Genomic DNA, 17,562 nt, shown 5'->3' with positions numbered 1-17,562 from the left:
CGTCTCCATCCATATGAGTGCGGTTTCGTCGCGCACGGCGTCGGACACGGCGTCGGTGTCGCGGGCGTCCACGAAGTCGACGGCAACGTCGAGGCGCTCTCGGAACAGGTCCTTGAGCATCGTCTTCGTTCCGCCGTAGAGGTCGTCGAACGCGACGACGTGGTCGCCGGGGTGACGGACGCCGTAATCGTGGCGACGATGGCGGACGTGCCGGAGGCGAAGGCCATGCCGTAGTCGCCGCCTTCGAGCGCCGCGATGCGCTGTTCCAGCGCGTGGCGGGTCGGGTTGGCGAGCCGCGAGTAGAGATACTGGTTCTCGTCGGGGTCCAAATCCTCCAGCCCGACGTCCGGGTCGATGCCGCCAGCTTCGTAGGTCGATGCGAGGTGGATGGGCATCGTCACGTCGCCTGCCCGCTCGTGGTGGGGCGGTTGTTCGGCGTGCGTCACCGCCATCGTTTCGAATTTCGGAGAGTCGGAAGACCGGTCAGTCATGCCACCGTCACGTTCGACGACCAGACTTAGTAGCTTTCGATGCGGTAGATGTTGCCATGCGCCGCGAGAATCGCCGTTCCCTGTGAATTATCGTGAAACATAGTGGTGAAATATTGCCGACGTGTTTCGGCTAAACTCAGGCCGAATCGTCGGGGTTTCGCCCCGAATTTTCTCGCGCGCGGTGGTCGAGGTGGAGAAAGAGAGCGTCCGGTCCGTTCCCGGAACCCCCGCCGACGAAAATGAAAAGTGGACCTTAGTCGTCGCCCGAAGCGGCCGCGCCGCCGCGACTGACGCCGGTTCCGGGGCCGACGTCGATGTCGAGTTCTTCGAGTTTCTCGTCGGGGACCACGCCGTCCTCCCAGCCGCGCACCTCGTAGTACTCCTCTTTCATCTCGTCCAGTTCGGCGAGCGAGCCCTCGGAGCCACCCTTGCCGGGGATGGCGTCCGGGTGGCCCTTCACGAACCGGGCCGGGAGCGAGTCGTCGTCGCCGTCGAAGCCGACGAGGTTGTTGTAGTAGCGTTCGAGGTTGTAGACGCGCTCACCGGCTTCCAGCAGGTCGTCCTCGGTCACGTCGAGGCCGGTCATGCCGTTGTACTGGAGGACGTACTCCTCGATACCTTCCGCGAAGGCGTTGAACTTGCAGATGTCGAAGGAGTCGCTGATGGCGTGGAGGTCCTGGAAGGTGGCGCAGAGTTCGCCCTTGCCCTTCCACTCGGTCGGCTCGGCCTTCTCCGGGATGCCGAGGATTTCCGCGGCGGGCGTGTAGCCGCGCAGGTGGCAGGCACCGCGGTTGCTCGTCGCGTAGCCGATGGCCATTCCCTTCATGCTCCGCGGGTCGTAGGCCGCCATCGTCTGGCCCTTCACGTCGAGCGACATCTCTGGGTCACCGAGTTCGGACGCTGCGCGGCCCGCACCCTTGGCGAGCAGGTCCGCGAGGTCGTCGCCCTCCTCGCGCTGGGCGATGCGCTCTATCATGTCTATCATGGTGTCGGCGTCGCCCCAGTCGAGGCCTTCGTCCAGATAGCCCTCCTCGGTGGCCTCCATCGCCATCGCCATGGTGTTGCCAGCGTCGATGGTGTCGATGCCCATCGCGTTACAGCGGTCTATCATCGCCGCGATTTTGTCGCGGTCGTCGTTCATCGAGTTCGGACCGAGCGCCCACGCGGATTCGTACTCGTAGGACTCCATCCGAACGTTCATGTCCTCGCCCTTGTGGTGGACCTGCACTTCGACTTCCTTCTTGCAGGCGACCGGGCAGGAGTGGCAGGTGGGTTCGTCCACGAGGATGTTCTCGCGGACGTTCTCGCCGGAGACGTTCTCGGAGTCTATCTGTCGTCCCTCGGGGTTCTCCTCGCCCTCGCTGTGCGTGCTGGTGAACTTCCCGTTCCGGGTCGGCAGGCCGTCCATCTCCTCGGTGAGGTTCATCAGGACGTTCGTCCCGTACAGCGACAGGCCGCCCTCGTTCGGGGCGGTCACGTCGGACTCCTGAATGACCTGCATGGCCTGCTGGTGGCCCTTCTGGAACGTCTCTTGGTCCGCCGGTTTCGGCATCTTCGTCGTGGATTTGATGACGATTGCCTTGAGACCCTTCGAACCCATGACAGCGCCCGTCCCGCCGCGGCCGGACGCGCGGTCGTCCTCGTTCATGATGCAGGCGTACCGAACGGTGTTCTCGCCGCCCGGTCCGATGGCCATCATCGAGAGGTTCTTGCCGTACGACCCTTCGACCTCCTCTTCCAAGGTGTCGCGCGTCTCGTGGACGGTCTTGCCCCAGAGGTGGGAGGCGTCACGAAGCTCGACTTCGCCGTCCTCGACGACCGCGTACACCGGGTCCTCGGACTGGCCTTCGAACAGCAGGCCGTCGAATCCGGACCACTTCAGTCGCGCGCCCGACCAGCCGCCGTGGTGCGAGTCCGTGACGGTGTTGGTCAGCGGCGACTTCGTACACACCGCGATGCGACCGCTCATCACGACTTGTGTCCCCGTGAGCGGGCCGTTCATGAACGCCAGGAGGTTGTCCGGACCGAGCGGGTCCACGTCCGGGCCTTGGTCGAACACGTACTTTACACCTAATCCACGCGCGCCGATGTACTTCTTCGCGTCCTCGTCGTCGACGCTCTCGTAGTCCACCGACCCGTCCGAAAGGTCCACGCGGGCAACGTGGTCTTGGAATCCGCCTAGTTCGGTCATGGTAACGTCTAGTGATTATATAGGGGTGCTATCATGTTAGTCGTTGTCAGTCTAGAGTAACCGAAACTGGTTACGTCGAAGGTTGGGGGCGGGCGGGGCGTTTGGATAGGTGGCTACTCTTCGATGCCGAACGAATACACTCGATTTTCGTCGACGGTGTAAACTGTATCGTCGTGGAGAGCGGGTGTGTCGCGTGCGTCTCCGAACAGTTCGAACCGCTGGAGAGTGTCGCCATCATCCGCATCGAGGGCATACACCCGACGGTCGTCGCTTGCGATGTAGACCGTCCCGTCTTCGACGGTTGGTTCCGTTAGCGTGGCTTGGTAGTCGTAGCCATACGTCGGGTAGGTATACTTCGTATCGAACGTCCAGCGTTCGCTTCCATCGGCGGTGTCCAGCGCGAACAGTTTCTGCGCGTCGCTGGGACCCCCCGAGACGACGTACAGCGTATCGTCGGCGAGCGTCAAGGTCTCCCCGTCGTGATTGGAGGACCAGTTCTCGGTTCCGTCCGCCGGGTCGAGTGCGACGACGTTCCTATCCCTAACGGAACCGCCACCGACGATGAATACGGTTTCGTCGTTAGCGGCTACCGCCTCCGCGTCCCGGTCGTCGGTCCACTTTTCGCTGCCGTCCGTTGCATCGAGTGCGTACGTCCCTTCGGTGGTGGCGGCGTACACCGTCTCGTCCTGTACGGCGACGGGACCGGTCATTTCGACCGATATCGAGGGGTCGTCCGAATCGAATTCGCTACTCCAACGTATCGACCCGTCGTCCGCGTAGTATGCGGTCACGTACGCACTGCCGTAAAGGGAACTCTCGGTGCCGACGTAGACGACGCCATCCACGACGACTGGCCTTCCGGTTCCCTCCGGGGCCTTCTCGTGCCACCGCGTCGTCCCCGTCGCGCGGTCGATGGCGTAGACGAAGTTGTAGCTACTGCCGCCGTCCCCGCCGAGCGAACAGTAAATCGTCCCGTCCGCTACGGTCGTCCAGACGTGTCGGAACGTGTCGTTCTCGTTCTCACCCAGCGAAATACTCCATCGCTCGGTTCCCTTCTCTCGGTCGAACGCTCGGAGCGTGCTGTTCGTGGCGGCGTAAACGGACGTGTCGTCGGCGCTGGCCGTTCTGAACGACTCGCTGCTTCCGAAGTCGAGGGTTCGTCGCCAGTTGGTGGTCTCCGTCGGTCCGCTGATAGCGTACAGGACACCGATATCGTCCACGACGTAGACGGTCTCCCCGACGAGCGCACACCCCGTCGGTGCGTTCACGGACGCGCGGAGCGGAACCTGCCACTTCAGAGAGCCATCACCGGTGTCGAACGCGGCGATTTCCTGTGAGTCCTCGTCATCGACTTCGCGCGGATAGTAGACGGTGGACCCGCTGACCGATAGTTCGGCGACGGTGGTGTACCGGAACTCGTCGGTTTCGCTCCCCTTCCAGCGGACGCTTCCGTCGTCTGCAGCGAGCGCCCAGACTGCTTGAGTCTCGCCCACATAGACGGTCTCGTCGGCGACCACCGGTGAGGTGAGATGAATATCGCCCGCCAGTTCGTGTTGCCATTGTGTCCTCCCATCGTCGGCGGAGAGGGCTGTCACGAACGTCCGTCGGTCGGGATTGCCACCGCTGTCATCACGGTAGTTCATCGTGACGTAGACGGTGCCATCGATGACCGCTGGTGCGTTCGGTTCCGGGCCGTACACGTCGGAACCGACATGCACCGGTGCGTTCCACAGCAGCGTCCCATCTACCACATCGAACGCGTAGACGGTGCCACCCTCGGTGAAATAGACGACGCCGTCGCCGACTGCAGGAACGTGGTCCGCGGTGTCCATCTGCCCGCCGTAGTTGGCGGCGTACTCGACGTCTCCGCCGGACATCTCGACGCTCCACTGGAGTTCTCCGGTGTCAGCTGAGAGGGCGAACCCATAGGCTTGCGTTTCGATCCGCATCTTCAGGAAAGCGGTACCGTCGCTTACGGTCGTCGAGGACGCACCGAGTTTCGGCGCATCACAGCCGTTCGCGGGCGAACCGGTCTCGGGATTCTCGAATGTCCACACCAACTCGCCGGTTTCGGTGTCGAGCGCGAACACCTGCCATCCGTAGCTGATATACATCGTTCCGTCGGCGACGGTCGGTGCTTCGTCCGTGTGGGTAGACCGGTCCGTGTACTCGTTTTGCCACAGAAACTCCCGCTCCTCCAAATCGAAGGTGGCGGCCCGTCCGTACTCTGACGCCAAATAAGCGACGCCATCGACGATGGTAGGGGTCGAAATCTCGCTTGCGAGTTCGTCGGACAGGGATTCGCTCCACTCGATCCACGGCGTCTCCCCCACTTCACGTGCATCGGGATTGTACCCCGTGTTCCGGGCATCGAACTGGAACGTCGCCCAGTCCGACGAATGCAACTCCGTCGAAGCGTTGGTCTCGGTATCCGCGGCTTGAGAGGATTGCTTCGTCATCGTACCGGGCGTGTCTGTGGCCGTTGCTCCCGCAACACCGGCGACACCGGCCGCGAGGCCGACCGTCTTCAGGAACGTGCGACGTGTATCCTTTGACATGCGGATTATTCATTCGAGAGAGACGTATTTGCTATCAGGTCGCTAATCGTTTTTTGTCCGTTTCACGTCGTTTCACCTGTGGAATTCCAGACAGAATGGGTTCTCCCTATCGACTGATATAATGTCTCGACACTAGAACAACCTCCCGACGAAGAAATACAGTGCTTCGTTCGCACAAACTGTATTTTTCACCGAAACCTCTCACGATCAAACACCAATCCGAGATATCTGACAAATTTTCGGAACCAATAGTAACCAGATAACTATCTGATAAAATATGTGTTCGGACGCGGAATACGGCTACTCGCGGTCGAAGGAGTAGACGAACCCGTAGTCGCCGTTGGACCGGTCCGAACTCCCGGCGTACGCCGGGTCTAAATCACCGCGTTTTAGCCCGGTTGTCCCCAATCGTCGGCCAATGTCTTCGTCTCGCGCCCGAACGCCCACGCGACGCTGGCTCGTCACCGTCCTCGTGGCGGCCGTCATCTGTTATTTCTCCGTGTTCGCGTCGCCCGACGTCGGCGTCGAGCGGTTGGGTCCGCTCTCCCTCTTCGGTCGGGACAAGTGGTTTCACGCGGCGGGATACGCCGTCCTCGCCGTCTCCATCGCCGCCGCCGTGGGGGTGAGAAATCACCTCGACGGCCGTTCCGACCGGTACGGACGCGCGGTTCTCCTCGCGGTCGTCGGTGCGGTCGGTTTCGGCATCGCCATGGAGTTCGCACAACTGGCGGTGCCTCTCCGCCACACGTCGGCCATGGACGTCGGCGCGGATACGGTCGGGGCGGTAATTGGCGCGGTCGGGTGGTGGCTCGTCGCACGCCGAGACGAAGCCGATTTACGCTCGTAACCGTTCTCTCCGACAATGAGTACGCCGACTCCCGAGAGCTACGAGCGGGGCAAGGGTATGGACGCCCACAACTCCGTGATGCGCGATATTCGCGCCCGGAAGGAGAAACACTACGACCCGCACGAACCGACGCGGGTGTGGCTGGACGAGGACAACACGCCCGATGGCGTCTACCAGAGTCTCACCATCATCCTCAACACCGGCGGCTGTCGCTGGGCGCGCGCCGGTGGCTGTACGATGTGCGGCTACGTCGCCGAATCCGTCGAAGGTGGAAGCGTCCCCCACGACGCCCTGATGGACCAAATCGAGGTCTGTCTGGACCACGAACGCGAGGGAGCCGACGAGAAGAGCGGTCTCATCAAAATCTACACCTCGGGGTCGTTCTTGGACGAGCGCGAGGTCGGCGCGGAGACGCGTGAGGCCATCGCCGAGACGTTTTCCGACCGCGACCGCATCGTCGTCGAGAGCCTGCCGGATTTCGTCACCCCCGAGAAACTGCGCGACTTCCGCGACGTCGGCCTCGAAACCGACGTTGCCATCGGGCTGGAGACGGCGAACGACCGCGTGCGCCACGACAGCGTGAACAAGTACTTCGACTTCGACGACTTCATTCAGGCCAGCGAGAACGCCGAATCCGTCGGCGCTGGCATCAAGGCGTATCTGCTGATGAAACCGCCGTTCCTCTCCGAAGCCGAGGCGGTACAGGACATGAAGGAGTCCATCCGAAAGTGCGCCGAGTACGCCCACACCGTCTCGATGAACCCGACCAACGTCCAGCGCTACACCATGGTTGACGAGTTGTACTTCCGCGACGGCTACCGTCCGCCGTGGCTCTGGAGCGTCTGTGACGTTCTGGAAGACACGGCGGACGTCCCTGCCATCGTCGTCTCCGACCCCGTTGGCCACGGCAGCGACCGCGGCGCGCACAACTGCGGCGAGTGCGACGACCTCGTACAGAAGGCGATCAAGGACTTCGACCTTCGCCAGGACCCCTCCGTCTTCTCGGAGGTCTCCTGTGAGTGTGAGCACACGTGGGAGACCGTCATGGAGCGCGAAACGAGCTATAGCCTCCCGCTGGCGCGGTAGTCAGGCCGACCTTATCGGGGCTACGGCGTGGATAACAAAGTACGTACCACCCGAGTCGTCTCTCGGGGGGAGGGCAGCGGCCCGAAGGAATGACGAACACAGGTGGGACGTACGAAACGGTGTTCTGTTCGAACGGCTGGATAGAGATCCGGCATCCGGAGCGGACGGCACAGTGGATCGCCACGGACTCACCGACAGAGGTACGGCGCTAATGTACGCCGGACCGGTCATCCTCTGGCCGCTGGTCCTGCTCTTCGTGGCGGGACTGCTGGTGTCCGTCGCGTGGCGACTCCTCGCACGCCAGCGACGGAAGTAGCAGTAACCGGGCGCGTCGAGTCCCGACGGGACGAGACGAGGCCTTTTTTCGAAACGATTAGTTCAGAGCTTCCGCGCCATCATCACCTCGTCGACGAACTCGTCGCCGACGAGATAGTGGTCCGCGCGGGTGGCCTCGGTTTCCCACCCGTACTCCTGTAGCAGCTCGATTGCGGTCTCGTTCGTTGCTGGAAGGCTCTGATAGGCCTTCGTGTAGCCCGCGTCGCGCGCCCAGTCCATCGCGCGTTCCAGTAGCCGTCCGCCGATGCCGTGTTCGCGGAAGGGACCGCGCACGCCGACGGTCAACTCGGCGGTATGGCGCAGTTGGTCGAGTTCCGGCGCGTCGAGGTGGACCCATCCGGCGACCTCGCCGTCGTTTTCGCCGCCCTCAATGGTGGCGACGTAGAACATCCGCGAGCGGCGGTCGTTGCGGCGCAAGAGCGCTCCCTCGTCGCTGATGTCGGCGGCGACGCGCTGGGCGGAAATCGACGCCCCCTCGTCGGCGACCTCCCGAATCGCCGTCTCGATGCCGCTCCAGTCGGACTGCCGCGCCTGCCGGATGCGGTACGAGAGGTCCTCTTCCTCGTACGACTCGACCGCATCGTCCAGCGCGAGGTGGAGTTCGCCCTCGTCCCGGACGAGGAGACCGGCGTCCACGAGGTCGGCCACGGTCTCGTGGAACTCCTCCGGTGGAATCCGAACCCGCGGTTCCGTCGTTCCCGACCGGGCCGGTTTCGACCCGGACCGGGAGTCGATGCGAACCTCGTCACGGACCTCTTCGACGGTGGCCGAACCGCTCCGCTCGACGTGGTGGTAGATGCGTTGCTGAATCGTGTCCTCGAACTCGAGGTCAGCGGGTGCTCCCATAGGTGTGGGTACCACTCCGAGGGGATTTATTATTTATCGCCTAAAAAAGCGCACCTCGGATTATAAACTCGCGAACGAATAAATCTATTTTTCTTCGACGTGCCGCACTTCAGTGGCGATGCCGCGGGTGGATTCGGCCATCTCCGGGCCGCTCATCTCGGCGCGGCCGATGGCGAACGCCTTCGGGCCTTCGATGACCACCTCGTCGCCGGGGCGGATGTCGTCGTCGGCGTCCACCACGCCGGGCGCGAGGACGCTCCCGTGAGGCGCGAACGCGTCGATTTCGACCTGCTTTACCGGCGCGTCGCTCTCGACCCATCGGCGGGCACCCGCGAGCGTGAACGAGAGGGTGCCGTACTGGGGAACCATCGCCGCGAGTTGTTTGCCGTCGTCGTCGTGCACTCTGAGTTTCGGATAGCGACTCTGGATGTTGAGTTCGGAAAAGAGCGCGTCGCCGGCACCGTCGCCGAACTGGTAGTCCGCCATCGCCCGGACGGTGTTGTGCTGGCGGTCGCGCTTGCCGTACTTCGACTCGCCCGTGAGCGTGCTGGCGAGATTGCCGAGCGATTCCGTCGTCGTCGGGTGGTCCTCGACGGTGTACTCGAACTCCACGTCGAGCGCCTCCTTGACTCGCTCGCACACGTCTCGGTACCCCTCCTCGGGCACGTGGGCAATGATTCTCGGGTATTCGTTTCGCTCCAGATAGCGCTGGAGGACCTCCGCGACGAACTCCTTTTCGTCCCCGCTCCAGCGGCCGGTAACCACGGAATCGTAGTGCTGTGCGGGATAGGTCAGTTCGAGTTCCTGCGGGACGACGCCGATGGGACTCGTCATCGAGACCTTGTGCGCACGGAACTGGATGGCGTCGTGGTACTGGCCGTGACTCTGGGATTCGCTGTAGGGCTTTTTCGCCGAACACGGCATGAGTACCAGCGGGCGGTCGAATCGATTCCGATAGCGCGTCGTCACGCGGTCGGCGAAGCGCTGAATCTCCACGCGGCGAAGGCTGTCTTCGGTCGCGGCGGCGAGTTCCGCGTTCCGGATGACGGGCGTTCGCTCCTCGACGTAACTCCACTGCTGGTCGAACTCCCGGAAGGCGGCCGTTAGCCACTGCTCGTGGCGGGCCTGTCCCTCGATGTAATCGCGGAGTCGCCCCGAGCGGATTCGCTCGCGGACGATGCCCAACTCGGCCCGGAGCGCGTTGACGTTGTGTTCGACGCAGTGTTCGCGCGTGAACTCGTCAACGGGACGCTGGCAGGCCGGGCAGGAACACGGCAGTTCGTGGAGGTCGTCCAAGTAGTGTTGCCCTTCCGTCGTCAGGTACTTCCCTTGGGTTCCTTTGACGACTGCCAAATCCGAGTCCACGAGGTCCACCCCGGCGTACACCAGCGTGGCGACGTTCTCCGGCGTGGCGACCCCCGACAGCACGAGCGCGCTGTCGGCGGGAATCGCTTCGCGGGTGTCGATGATGGCGTCCTTGAACCCGGCCCCGTGCCCCACGACGCCGCGCGCACCAGAGAGGACGTAGGCGTCCGCTCCGTAGTCGTCCGCCGTCTCCGGCGCGACGACGGCGGCGCTCGGATAGTCCACGTCCGGGTAGTCCACCGCGAACGACTCCATCACTTCCTCGTCGGTCCCGCTCGGGAACGACCGGTGGGGCAGGACGGTCAGTTTCGACTCGTCGCCCTCCGGCAGGTCGCGGTCCTTGAACCAGAGACTCCCGGCATCCGAAATCACGTCGTCCGCCAGCGCGGGCGTCGTCAGGGACTCCGAAAGCCGGAGTTCCCCGATTCGGGCCGCCCCATCGCGGCCGTGAATCTCGAAATAGTCAGTCATACCCGTCACTGGGGGAAGCGGATTGAACTATCTTGCGTAACACCGTGAGTGCCGCGTCGTCCGCGGTTCGACCGGCGACGGGGACCGGACAGCAGTCATCCAAGAGAAGAGTCGTGCGGCCGTCAAGTCCGGGTGAGTTGACGCCGTTATCGACTCGGATGGGCCGACACGGTGCCACGGTGAACCGCACACGCCCTCCACAGCGAGTCCGTGGCACAGCCGATAGATTCGTCCAATGCCGGAACACACCGTCCCGGCACGTCGAAGAAACGACGTGGTCTCCCCCAATCTTTTCGCTTTCGAATTAATGGAATATATACCGTCGTGGAACGACACCGGCGCCGCCCACCCTCAGACGGTCGTGAGGTCCACGGTTCGAACCGCGTCGGGAACGAGCGTGAGCGCCGATTCGGGCCACCCCTCGTGTGCGAGCGTGAAGTCGGTTTCCGGGTTCTCGTCGACCAACCGCGCCACGCCGTGGGCCGCCGATTCGTATCCCGCGGCGTCCATTCGGTCCGGGATTTCGGCCGTGAGCGGATACGTCTCCGAGAGCGCGCGCGGGAACGGACCGAACGGCGGCACGACGTTCCACGACTCGTCGTAGCGACTGCTCGGGTTCCCCTCCGTCAGGAGGACTCTTCCTTCGGGATTCAACCGCGAGAGTCGCTGGTGGTGGCGGACGACCTCGGGACGTGCGGCGCTCTCGCCCGAGAGGTAGAAGAACGCGCCCTTCGAGGCCGGGTCGGTGCGTTCGAGCTGTGCGGCGTGGTCGCCGAGCGCGCGATAGCCGTCGAGCATCGCGGGATGGGCGCGGGCGCGGTTCTCGACCAGTTCGAACAGGTTGCCCGTCCGAATCGCCTGCTTGATGGTTCGTATCTCCTCGAACGTGACGTGGAGGTTGTGCTCCGCCAGCAGTCGCTCCCGCTCCCGCTCGCCCTCCTCGCGGATTTCCTCGGGCGTGTGGTTCGCACAGATTGGACACGAGCAAGGGAAGTAATCGAGGTCCTCCAACTGCTCCGTGCCGCGAACCGTCAGGTAGCGACCGTCGCGGGCGTACAGCGCGTACGCCGCCGAGTCGAACAGGTCACAGCCCATGGCGACCGCCAGCGCGAACATCATCGGGTGGCCCGCGCCGAACAGGTGCACCGGCGCGTCCGCGCCCAGTCCGCGTTTCGCACCCGCTACGACGTCCACCATGTCGCCGTACCGGTATTCGTTCATCAGCGGGACGACCGCGCCGACGGGGAACACGTCGAGCGACGTGTCTTCCGCGTGGCGGCCCGCCTCCTCGCGGAGGTCGGGATACGTCGACCCCTGCACCGGCGCGTTGACGAGCATGTCGCCGACGTCGACGGTTTCGGCGAATTCGAGGCGTTCCTGCGTCGTCGCCAGTTCCTCTTCGGCCTGCTCGCGGTCCACGTCCGGCGGCGTCGGGATGTCAACGGGCGTCCCGATGTCCGACCCGATGTCGTGTTGGAACCGGAGGATTTCCTCGGTCGTCACGGTGATTTCGCCGTACTCGGCCAGTTGAAACGACCCGGAGTCGGTCATGATGGCCCCGTCGAAGTCGAGGAGTTCGTGCAGGCCGACGTCGAGCGCTTCGTCGCGGAAGTCCTCGCTCTTGTAGAGGATGTAGGAGTTGGTGATGAGGATGTCCGCGCCGAACTCGCTTTCGAGGCGGGACGGCTCGACCGTCTGCATGTGCGGGTTGACGACCGGCAGGAGCGCGGGCGTCTCGACCGTCACACCCGCGCGCGGGACGGTGAGTTCCCCGATTCGCCCCGCCCCGTCTTGGTCGCGGATTTCGAAGTTGTCTCGTTCCATTACCGCCGCGTAGCCGCGGTGTCGGTGTAAGAATTCCGCTCTCGGATTCTCGGATGCGACGGAAACGGTCTCGGTTTGAGCGGTCGGCCAGCGACGAATCGGGTTGGAGCGCCATCGTACCGCCGTTGGCCGCCGTCTCGTATTTAAACCCTCGCCCGGGGTTTTAGGAGGGTCGAATGCGAGTACGTCGCATGGACTCGATTGCCTTATCGGACCGCGAAGCGACGGAAGTGACCGACGGCGTGTACCTCGCGCAACTGGCCGCCGGAGAACGGATGAGTATCCAGCACTTTCACATCGAACCCGGCGCGACCGTGCCGGAGCACAGCCACGAACACGAGCAGACCGGATTCATCTACGGGAGCGCGCTGACGTTCATCGTCGACGGCGAGGAGTTCGTCATCGAGGAGGGAGACTCCTACGCGATTCCGGGCGACGAACCGCACGCGGCGGAGAACAGGACCGACGTTCCGGTTCGGGGCATCGACGTGTTCAGTCCGCCGCGACTCGACGTGCCGTGGAAGTGAGACGGTTCGCACCGCAGCGTAACTGAAACTTATTATCGTGATGGTTGTAGGCACCTGCGGTAGTGTGCCATGATAGGAGTTACCGAATTGGAGGAGATGCTGGAAAACATGGTGACGGCGCGTCACTACGAGGAGCGATTACAGGAGGAGTATCTGGAGGGGAAACAACCGGCGTTCGACATCTCCGCCGGGCCGATACCGGGCGAGTTGCACCTCGCCGCGGGGCACGAGGCATCGGGCGCTGGCGTCTGCCAGCACCTCCGCGACGATGATACGGTGACGGGACCGCACCGTCCGCATCACGTCGCCATCGCCAAGGGTGTGGACTTGAAGCGGATGACCGCCGAAATCTTCGGGCGGGAGACGGGCCTTTGTAAGGGGAAGGGCGGGCACATGCATCTGTTCGACCCCGACGTGAACTTTTCGGCGAGCGGCATCATCGCCGAGGGCTGTCCGCCCGCGGTCGGTGCCGCGCTCGCGTCGAAGAAGCGAAACGAGGACAGCGTGGCCGTCGCGTTCCTCGGGGAAGGGGCCATCGACCAAGGCGGTTTCCTCGAATCGCTGAACCTCGCCAGCGTCCACGACTTGCCGGTCATCTTCGTCGTCGAGGACAACGACTGGGCCATCAGCATGCCCAAAGGGCGGGTGACGGACGTTGAAAACGGTGCCCAGCGCGCGGACGGGTTCGACATGCCGGGCCACCGCGTGGACTACGACGACGCGACGGCCGTCTACGAGGCGGCGGGCGAAGCGGTCGGCCGCGCCCGCGACGGCAACGGACCGACCCTGTTGGAAGTGCAGGTCCACCGCCGAATGGGACACTTCATGGGCGACGCCGAGGCCTACCGCCCGGACGCGGACACCGAACGGGCACAGCACCTCGATTCCATCGACCGACTCGAGGCCGACCTTCGCGCGACGGGCGCGGACGAGGGGACCATCGAGGAGATTCGTTCGCGTGCGAAAGAGCGCGTCGAGGACGCCATCGAGTGGGCCAAAGAGCAACCCGAACCGGACCCCGAGGAGGCCTACGAGGACGTGTTCACGAATCCGCCGGACGGCTACGCGGAAACCCTGCGAGGTGGTGAGTGATGGCGGCGTCGGACGGCAAGGAACTGACGATGAGTCGCGCCATGGTGGACGCCATCGCACACGAGATGCGCGAGAGCGACGACGTGTTCGTCATGGGCGAGGACATCGCCGACTACGGCGGCATCTTCGACAGCACGCAGGGACTCCTCGACGAGTTCGACCACGACCGAATCATGGACGTGCCCATCAGCGAAACCGCCTTCCTCGGTGCGGCGGTCGGCGCGGCCCAGTCCGGGATGCGCCCGATTGCCGAACTGATGTTCGTGGATTTCTTCGGCGTCGCCATGGACCAGATATACAACCAGATGGCGAAAAACACCTACATGAGCGGCGGAAGCGTCAGCGTCCCGATGGTGTTGATGACGGCCGTCGGCGGCACGTACAACGACGCCGCCCAGCACTCCCAGACGCTCTACGGGACGTTCGCCCATCTGCCGGGCATGAAGGTGGTCGTCCCGTCCACGGCCTACGACGCCAAGGGGCTGATGCACGCCGCCATCCGCGACGACGACCCGGTCGTCTTCATGTTCCACAAGCGCCTGATGGGAATCGGCTGGATGCCCGCCCCCGAGGGACCGAAAACCGCCGTTCCCGACGAGGACTACACGGTCGAGCTCGGCGAGGCGGACGTGAAGCGAGAGGGTGACGACGTGACTGTCGTCACGCTCGGTCTGCACGTTCACCGCGCCATCGAAGCCGCCGAGGACCTCGCGGACGAGGTGGACGTGGAGGTCGTGGATCTCCGCTCGTTGGTGCCGCTCGACACCGAGACGATAGTCGAGTCGGTGTCGAAGACCGGCCGACTCGTCGTGGTGGACGAGGATTACCGTTCGTTCGGCGTTTCGGGTGAAATCATCGCACGGGCGGCGGAGAACGGTCTCTCCGACCTCACCGCGGTCGAACGCGTGACCATGCCGGACACGCCGATTCCGTACGCCCGTCCGCTGGAACAGGAGGTCAACCCCGGGACCGACGACATCATCAAGGCCGTCCGCTCCGTCAACGATGAGTGAGGACCTCGTTCCCGTCGATTCGGCCGCGGTCTGGCCCGAGGACGCACGGGACGTCGAGGAGGCAATCGTCGCCAACTGGTTCGTCCGCGAGGGAAGCGACGTCGAGGAGGGTGACACCATCGCCGAGATTCAAATCGAGAAGGTGAGCGTGGACGTGCCCGCCCCCGCGACGGGCGAACTGGTCGAACGACCGGTGGACGAAAACGAGGAGTTCGAACGCGGCGACGCGCTGGCGCGGATTCGGCCCGCGTAACGCGTCGCCGATTTCATCGCGTTCTCCAGAAAGGCTTTATCGACGATTTGCTTTCGATGTGATATGCCCTCACTAACGCGGCGGAGAGCCCTCCAAATCGGTGGTGTGGTGTTCACCGCCGGACTCGCGGGTTGTGCCGCGTTCGACCAGCAGCCGTCACCGACGCTTCGACTTGGGCGACTCGCGGTGACGAATTACGACCGTCGTACTCACACCGTTCACGTTCTCTTCATTACCGATGATTCCCCGACTACTGGGCCTCGAAAAGAGTACCCCCCGGCGACGAGACGAGTCCGGGATTCGCTCGCTTTGAGGACTATCCGACCGAACCCGGCGATTCCGTCCTCCACGTTCGTACCGATAGCCAGACGAAATCCGGGTGGGAACGACTCGATTTCGGCGAGCGGACCGCCTCCTGTGTTGGCCTCGTTATCGGAATCGGCGACCCGAACGGGACGTCTCTCGGCGACGTGACCATCTGGGAGACGAACAACGAACACGAGTGCGACGGGATAACGACGGAGCAGTAGTGGATTTTGTCGATTGTTGGTCGGAGGACGCTCCCGGTCGTCTTTTACCACGGTATTTAAATCAGAAATATTTTATCTCCTTTCTGATTTCGCTAATATATACCCCGGATGATACGTCGGAGACTGCTCACACTCGGTGGGGCGGTGTTCACCGCCGGACTCGCTGGCTGCTCAGCGCTCGGCGGGCAGTCGCCGACGCCGCTTCTCGGCAAACTGGAGGCCGTCAATCACGACAGCCGACCCCACACTCTCCACGCCCTCTTTCTCGACGACGGAAATCCCGTCTACTGGGACTCGAAGGAGGTTCCCCCCGCCGACGATTCCGGTCCGGGATTCACCCGTTTCGAGGGGTATCCGACGGAACCGGACGGGTACGCGCTCCACGTTCGCGTCGAAGACCAGCCAAAATCCGATTGGGAGCAGTTCGACTTCGACCAACCGAACACGACGTGTTACGGATTCCTGCTATCGGTCGGTGTCAAGAACGGAAATCCGTTCGTCGATATCTGGCAGACGACCGGCACGCTCCCGTGCGAGGGAGTCCAAACGACGAACGAGAGCGAGTAGCGAGCTAACTGTGTCGTCGTAGCGACCGAATTCAGTGAGCCGAAATAGTAGAAAACGACGACTTGGATACTCTACGACAACTTTTCGATGTCGCCGAACGAACCTCGGCTGATCCATGACCCCGCGTAAGCGAGTCGTGGATGTTTCCGAAAATCAGAGATTTTCGGGGCTCAGAAAAACTTTCATAGAAAGTTTTTCGACGTTCCCAGAAATCGGAGATTTCTGGGCGCACGAAAAGTGGTCTATGACAACTTTTCGATGTTCTCGACGATGGCGTCGGCGTACTCGCTCGTGGCGAGTTTCTCGCCGCCTTCGATCTGGCGTTCGAGGTCGTAGGTGACCTTACCGGAGGAGATGGTCTCTTCGACGGCGTCGCGGACGAGTTGACCGGCGTCCTTCCAGCCCATGTATTCGAGCATGAGACGACCCGAGAGGATCATCGCGGTCGGGTTCACTTTGTCCTCACCGGCGTACTTCGGCGCGGAGCCGTGGACCGGTTCGGCGAGACAGCGGTGGTCGCCGAAGTTCGCACCGGGTGCGATGCCGAGGCCGCCGATTTGAGCGCCAGCGGCGTCGGACATGTAGTCGCCGTTCAGGTTCATCGTGGCGATGACGTCGTACTGGTCCGTGCGGGTCAGAAGCTGCTGGAGCATGTTGTCCGCGATGCGGTCCTTGACGACGAGTTTGTCGTCGGGCTGTTCGCCGTCGTACTCGTCCCAAAGCTCGTCCTCCGTGATGGTGACGTCGCCGAACTCGTCCTTCGCGAGTTCGTAGCCCCAGTCGCGGAACGCGCCTTCGGTGAACTTCATGATGTTGCCCTTGTGGACGAGCGTGACGGAATCTCGGTCGTTTTCGAGGGCGTACTCGATGGCCTCGCGGACGAGGCGCTTCGTTCCGTACTCCGTGATGGGTTTGATGCCGATGCCGACGGGACCGTCGTGGATGACGCCGTCCTCGCCCATCTCGTCCTCGACGAACGCTTTGACTTCCTCGACCTCTTCGGTTCCGGCTTCCCACTCGATACCGGCGTAAACGTCCTCCGTGTTCTCACGGAAGAAGACCATGTCCATCGCCTCGGGGTGTTTGACGGGCGACGGAACGCCGTCGAGGTGGTAGGTCGGGCGGACGTTCGCGTACAGGTCGAGCGTCTTGCGGAGCGCGACGTTCAGGCTGCGGAAGCCAGCGCCGACGGGGGTCGTGAGCGGTCCCTTGATGGCGATGTTGAACTCCTTGATGGCTTCGACGGTGTCGTCCGGGAGGTTCTCGTCGTACTTCTCGCGGGCGCTCGCACCGGCGTAGACGCGCATCCAGTTGATTTCGCGGCCGGTCGCTTTCGCGGCGGCGTCGAGCACTTTCTGTGCGGCCGGGCCGACGTCCGTCCCGATTCCGTCCCCGTGGATGATCGGAATGATGGGGTTTTCCGGCACGTCGAGTTCGCCTGTCTCCTCGTCGTACGTTATCTGGCCCCCGTCCTCCGGTACCTCTACTTTGTCGTACTCGTAGCTCATGAACGTGTGAACATCCGAACGACGAGGATAAAAGGCCTGCCGTTTGGCCCCGTATGG

At 63.2% G+C, this 17,562-nt stretch carries 14 protein-coding genes and 1 pseudogene; 8 read left to right on the top strand and 7 right to left on the bottom strand.

Annotation, left to right across the window (positions count from 1 at the left end; translation table 11 throughout):
* The 3 genes and pseudogenes from BG842_RS03500 to BG842_RS03490 all read right to left on the bottom strand — a co-directional run.
* A pseudogene (locus tag BG842_RS03500) lies at positions 1 to 491 on the bottom strand (PLP-dependent transferase); the annotation flags it as partial.
* 253 nt (positions 492 to 744) lie between these two features.
* A complete protein-coding gene (locus BG842_RS03495) occupies positions 745 to 2,682 on the bottom strand; it encodes an aldehyde ferredoxin oxidoreductase family protein (protein ID WP_069449696.1) in 1,938 nt (645 codons plus the stop codon).
* A 113-nt stretch (positions 2,683 to 2,795) separates the two neighbouring features.
* Entirely contained in the window at positions 2,796 to 5,240 is a 2,445-nt protein-coding gene (locus BG842_RS03490; RefSeq protein ID WP_069449695.1) for a PQQ-binding-like beta-propeller repeat protein, read from the bottom strand.
* 418 nt (positions 5,241 to 5,658) lie between these two features.
* Here BG842_RS03490 and BG842_RS03485 point away from each other — a divergent pair, with 418 nt between their 5' ends.
* From BG842_RS03485 to BG842_RS29530, 3 genes are all read left to right on the top strand, one after another.
* Positions 5,659 to 6,087: a VanZ family protein gene (locus BG842_RS03485; protein WP_069449694.1), complete on the top strand. Its 429-nt coding sequence runs from the start codon at positions 5,659 to 5,661 to the stop codon at positions 6,085 to 6,087.
* 15 nt (positions 6,088 to 6,102) lie between these two features.
* Positions 6,103 to 7,173 carry an archaeosine biosynthesis radical SAM protein RaSEA gene (locus BG842_RS03480; RefSeq protein WP_069449693.1) on the top strand — a complete coding sequence of 357 codons (1,071 nt, stop codon included), beginning with the start codon at positions 6,103 to 6,105 and terminating at the stop codon, positions 7,171 to 7,173.
* Positions 7,174 to 7,345: 172 nt separating this feature from the next.
* Positions 7,346 to 7,489: a hypothetical protein gene (locus tag BG842_RS29530; protein ID WP_175424070.1), complete on the top strand. Its 144-nt coding sequence runs from the start codon at positions 7,346 to 7,348 to the stop codon at positions 7,487 to 7,489.
* Positions 7,490 to 7,551: 62 nt separating this feature from the next.
* Here the strand turns inward: BG842_RS29530 and BG842_RS03475 are convergent, their stop codons facing one another.
* The 3 genes from BG842_RS03475 to tgtA form a co-directional block, all read right to left on the bottom strand.
* Entirely contained in the window at positions 7,552 to 8,355 is an 804-nt protein-coding gene (locus BG842_RS03475; RefSeq protein WP_069449692.1) for a GNAT family N-acetyltransferase, read from the bottom strand.
* Positions 8,356 to 8,439: 84 nt separating this feature from the next.
* The gene (arcS, locus tag BG842_RS03470) at positions 8,440 to 10,191 is read right to left on the bottom strand and encodes an archaeosine synthase subunit alpha (protein ID WP_069449691.1); all 1,752 of its coding nucleotides are present in this window, start codon (positions 10,189 to 10,191) and stop codon (positions 8,440 to 8,442) included.
* 351 nt (positions 10,192 to 10,542) lie between these two features.
* Complete coding sequence (gene tgtA, locus BG842_RS03465) at positions 10,543 to 12,015, bottom strand: tRNA guanosine(15) transglycosylase TgtA (RefSeq protein ID WP_069449690.1); 1,473 nt, start codon at positions 12,013 to 12,015, stop codon at positions 10,543 to 10,545.
* A gap of 191 nt (positions 12,016 to 12,206) precedes the next feature.
* Here tgtA and BG842_RS03460 point away from each other — a divergent pair, with 191 nt between their 5' ends.
* From BG842_RS03460 to BG842_RS03435, 5 genes are all read left to right on the top strand, one after another.
* Positions 12,207 to 12,542, top strand: a complete 336-nt coding sequence (locus tag BG842_RS03460; protein WP_007983617.1) for a cupin domain-containing protein — start codon at positions 12,207 to 12,209, stop codon at positions 12,540 to 12,542.
* 96 nt (positions 12,543 to 12,638) lie between these two features.
* On the top strand, positions 12,639 to 13,634 hold the full coding sequence (locus BG842_RS03455) for a thiamine pyrophosphate-dependent dehydrogenase E1 component subunit alpha (protein ID WP_069449689.1): 996 nt from the start codon (positions 12,639 to 12,641) through the stop codon (positions 13,632 to 13,634).
* The gene (locus BG842_RS03450) at positions 13,634 to 14,647 is read left to right on the top strand and encodes an alpha-ketoacid dehydrogenase subunit beta (RefSeq protein WP_069449688.1); all 1,014 of its coding nucleotides are present in this window, start codon (positions 13,634 to 13,636) and stop codon (positions 14,645 to 14,647) included. The genes BG842_RS03455 and BG842_RS03450 overlap by 1 nt, the downstream gene beginning before the upstream one ends.
* A complete protein-coding gene (locus BG842_RS03445; protein ID WP_069449687.1) occupies positions 14,640 to 14,900 on the top strand; it encodes a lipoyl domain-containing protein in 261 nt (86 codons plus the stop codon). Before BG842_RS03450 ends, BG842_RS03445 begins: the two co-directional genes overlap by 8 nt.
* A gap of 638 nt (positions 14,901 to 15,538) precedes the next feature.
* Positions 15,539 to 15,997: a hypothetical protein gene (locus tag BG842_RS03435; RefSeq protein ID WP_069449685.1), complete on the top strand. Its 459-nt coding sequence runs from the start codon at positions 15,539 to 15,541 to the stop codon at positions 15,995 to 15,997.
* 242 nt (positions 15,998 to 16,239) lie between these two features.
* Here the strand turns inward: BG842_RS03435 and icd are convergent, their stop codons facing one another.
* The gene (gene icd, locus BG842_RS03430) at positions 16,240 to 17,505 is read right to left on the bottom strand and encodes an isocitrate dehydrogenase (NADP(+)) (RefSeq protein WP_069449684.1); all 1,266 of its coding nucleotides are present in this window, start codon (positions 17,503 to 17,505) and stop codon (positions 16,240 to 16,242) included.
* Between the last annotated feature and the right edge of the window lie 57 nt (positions 17,506 to 17,562).

The sequence above is a fragment of the Haladaptatus sp. W1 genome, assembly GCF_001723155.1.
In the GTDB taxonomy this organism is placed as follows: Archaea; Halobacteriota; Halobacteria; order Halobacteriales; family Haladaptataceae; genus Haladaptatus; species Haladaptatus paucihalophilus.
The sequence above is the reverse complement of the archived record's forward strand: the minus strand, read 5'-3'. Positions and strand labels throughout refer to the sequence as shown.

What these genes read in the sequence shown, in the direction of transcription:
- BG842_RS03495 (WP_069449696.1), bottom strand. Translation starts at nt 2,682, where the DNA reads ATGACCGAACTAGGCGGATTCCAAGACCACGTTGCCCGCGTGGACCTT.
- BG842_RS03490 (WP_069449695.1), bottom strand. Translation starts at nt 5,240, where the DNA reads ATGTCAAAGGATACACGTCGCACGTTCCTGAAGACGGTCGGCCTCGCG.
- BG842_RS03485 (WP_069449694.1), top strand. Translation starts at nt 5,659, where the DNA reads ATGTCTTCGTCTCGCGCCCGAACGCCCACGCGACGCTGGCTCGTCACC.
- BG842_RS03480 (WP_069449693.1), top strand. Translation starts at nt 6,103, where the DNA reads ATGAGTACGCCGACTCCCGAGAGCTACGAGCGGGGCAAGGGTATGGAC.
- BG842_RS03475 (WP_069449692.1), bottom strand. Translation starts at nt 8,355, where the DNA reads ATGGGAGCACCCGCTGACCTCGAGTTCGAGGACACGATTCAGCAACGC.
- arcS (WP_069449691.1), bottom strand. Translation starts at nt 10,191, where the DNA reads ATGACTGACTATTTCGAGATTCACGGCCGCGATGGGGCGGCCCGAATC.
- tgtA (WP_069449690.1), bottom strand. Translation starts at nt 12,015, where the DNA reads ATGGAACGAGACAACTTCGAAATCCGCGACCAAGACGGGGCGGGGCGA.
- BG842_RS03460 (WP_007983617.1), top strand. Translation starts at nt 12,207, where the DNA reads ATGGACTCGATTGCCTTATCGGACCGCGAAGCGACGGAAGTGACCGAC.
- BG842_RS03455 (WP_069449689.1), top strand. Translation starts at nt 12,639, where the DNA reads ATGCTGGAAAACATGGTGACGGCGCGTCACTACGAGGAGCGATTACAG.
- BG842_RS03450 (WP_069449688.1), top strand. Translation starts at nt 13,634, where the DNA reads ATGGCGGCGTCGGACGGCAAGGAACTGACGATGAGTCGCGCCATGGTG.
- BG842_RS03445 (WP_069449687.1), top strand. Translation starts at nt 14,640, where the DNA reads ATGAGTGAGGACCTCGTTCCCGTCGATTCGGCCGCGGTCTGGCCCGAG.
- BG842_RS03435 (WP_069449685.1), top strand. Translation starts at nt 15,539, where the DNA reads ATGATACGTCGGAGACTGCTCACACTCGGTGGGGCGGTGTTCACCGCC.
- icd (WP_069449684.1), bottom strand. Translation starts at nt 17,505, where the DNA reads ATGAGCTACGAGTACGACAAAGTAGAGGTACCGGAGGACGGGGGCCAG.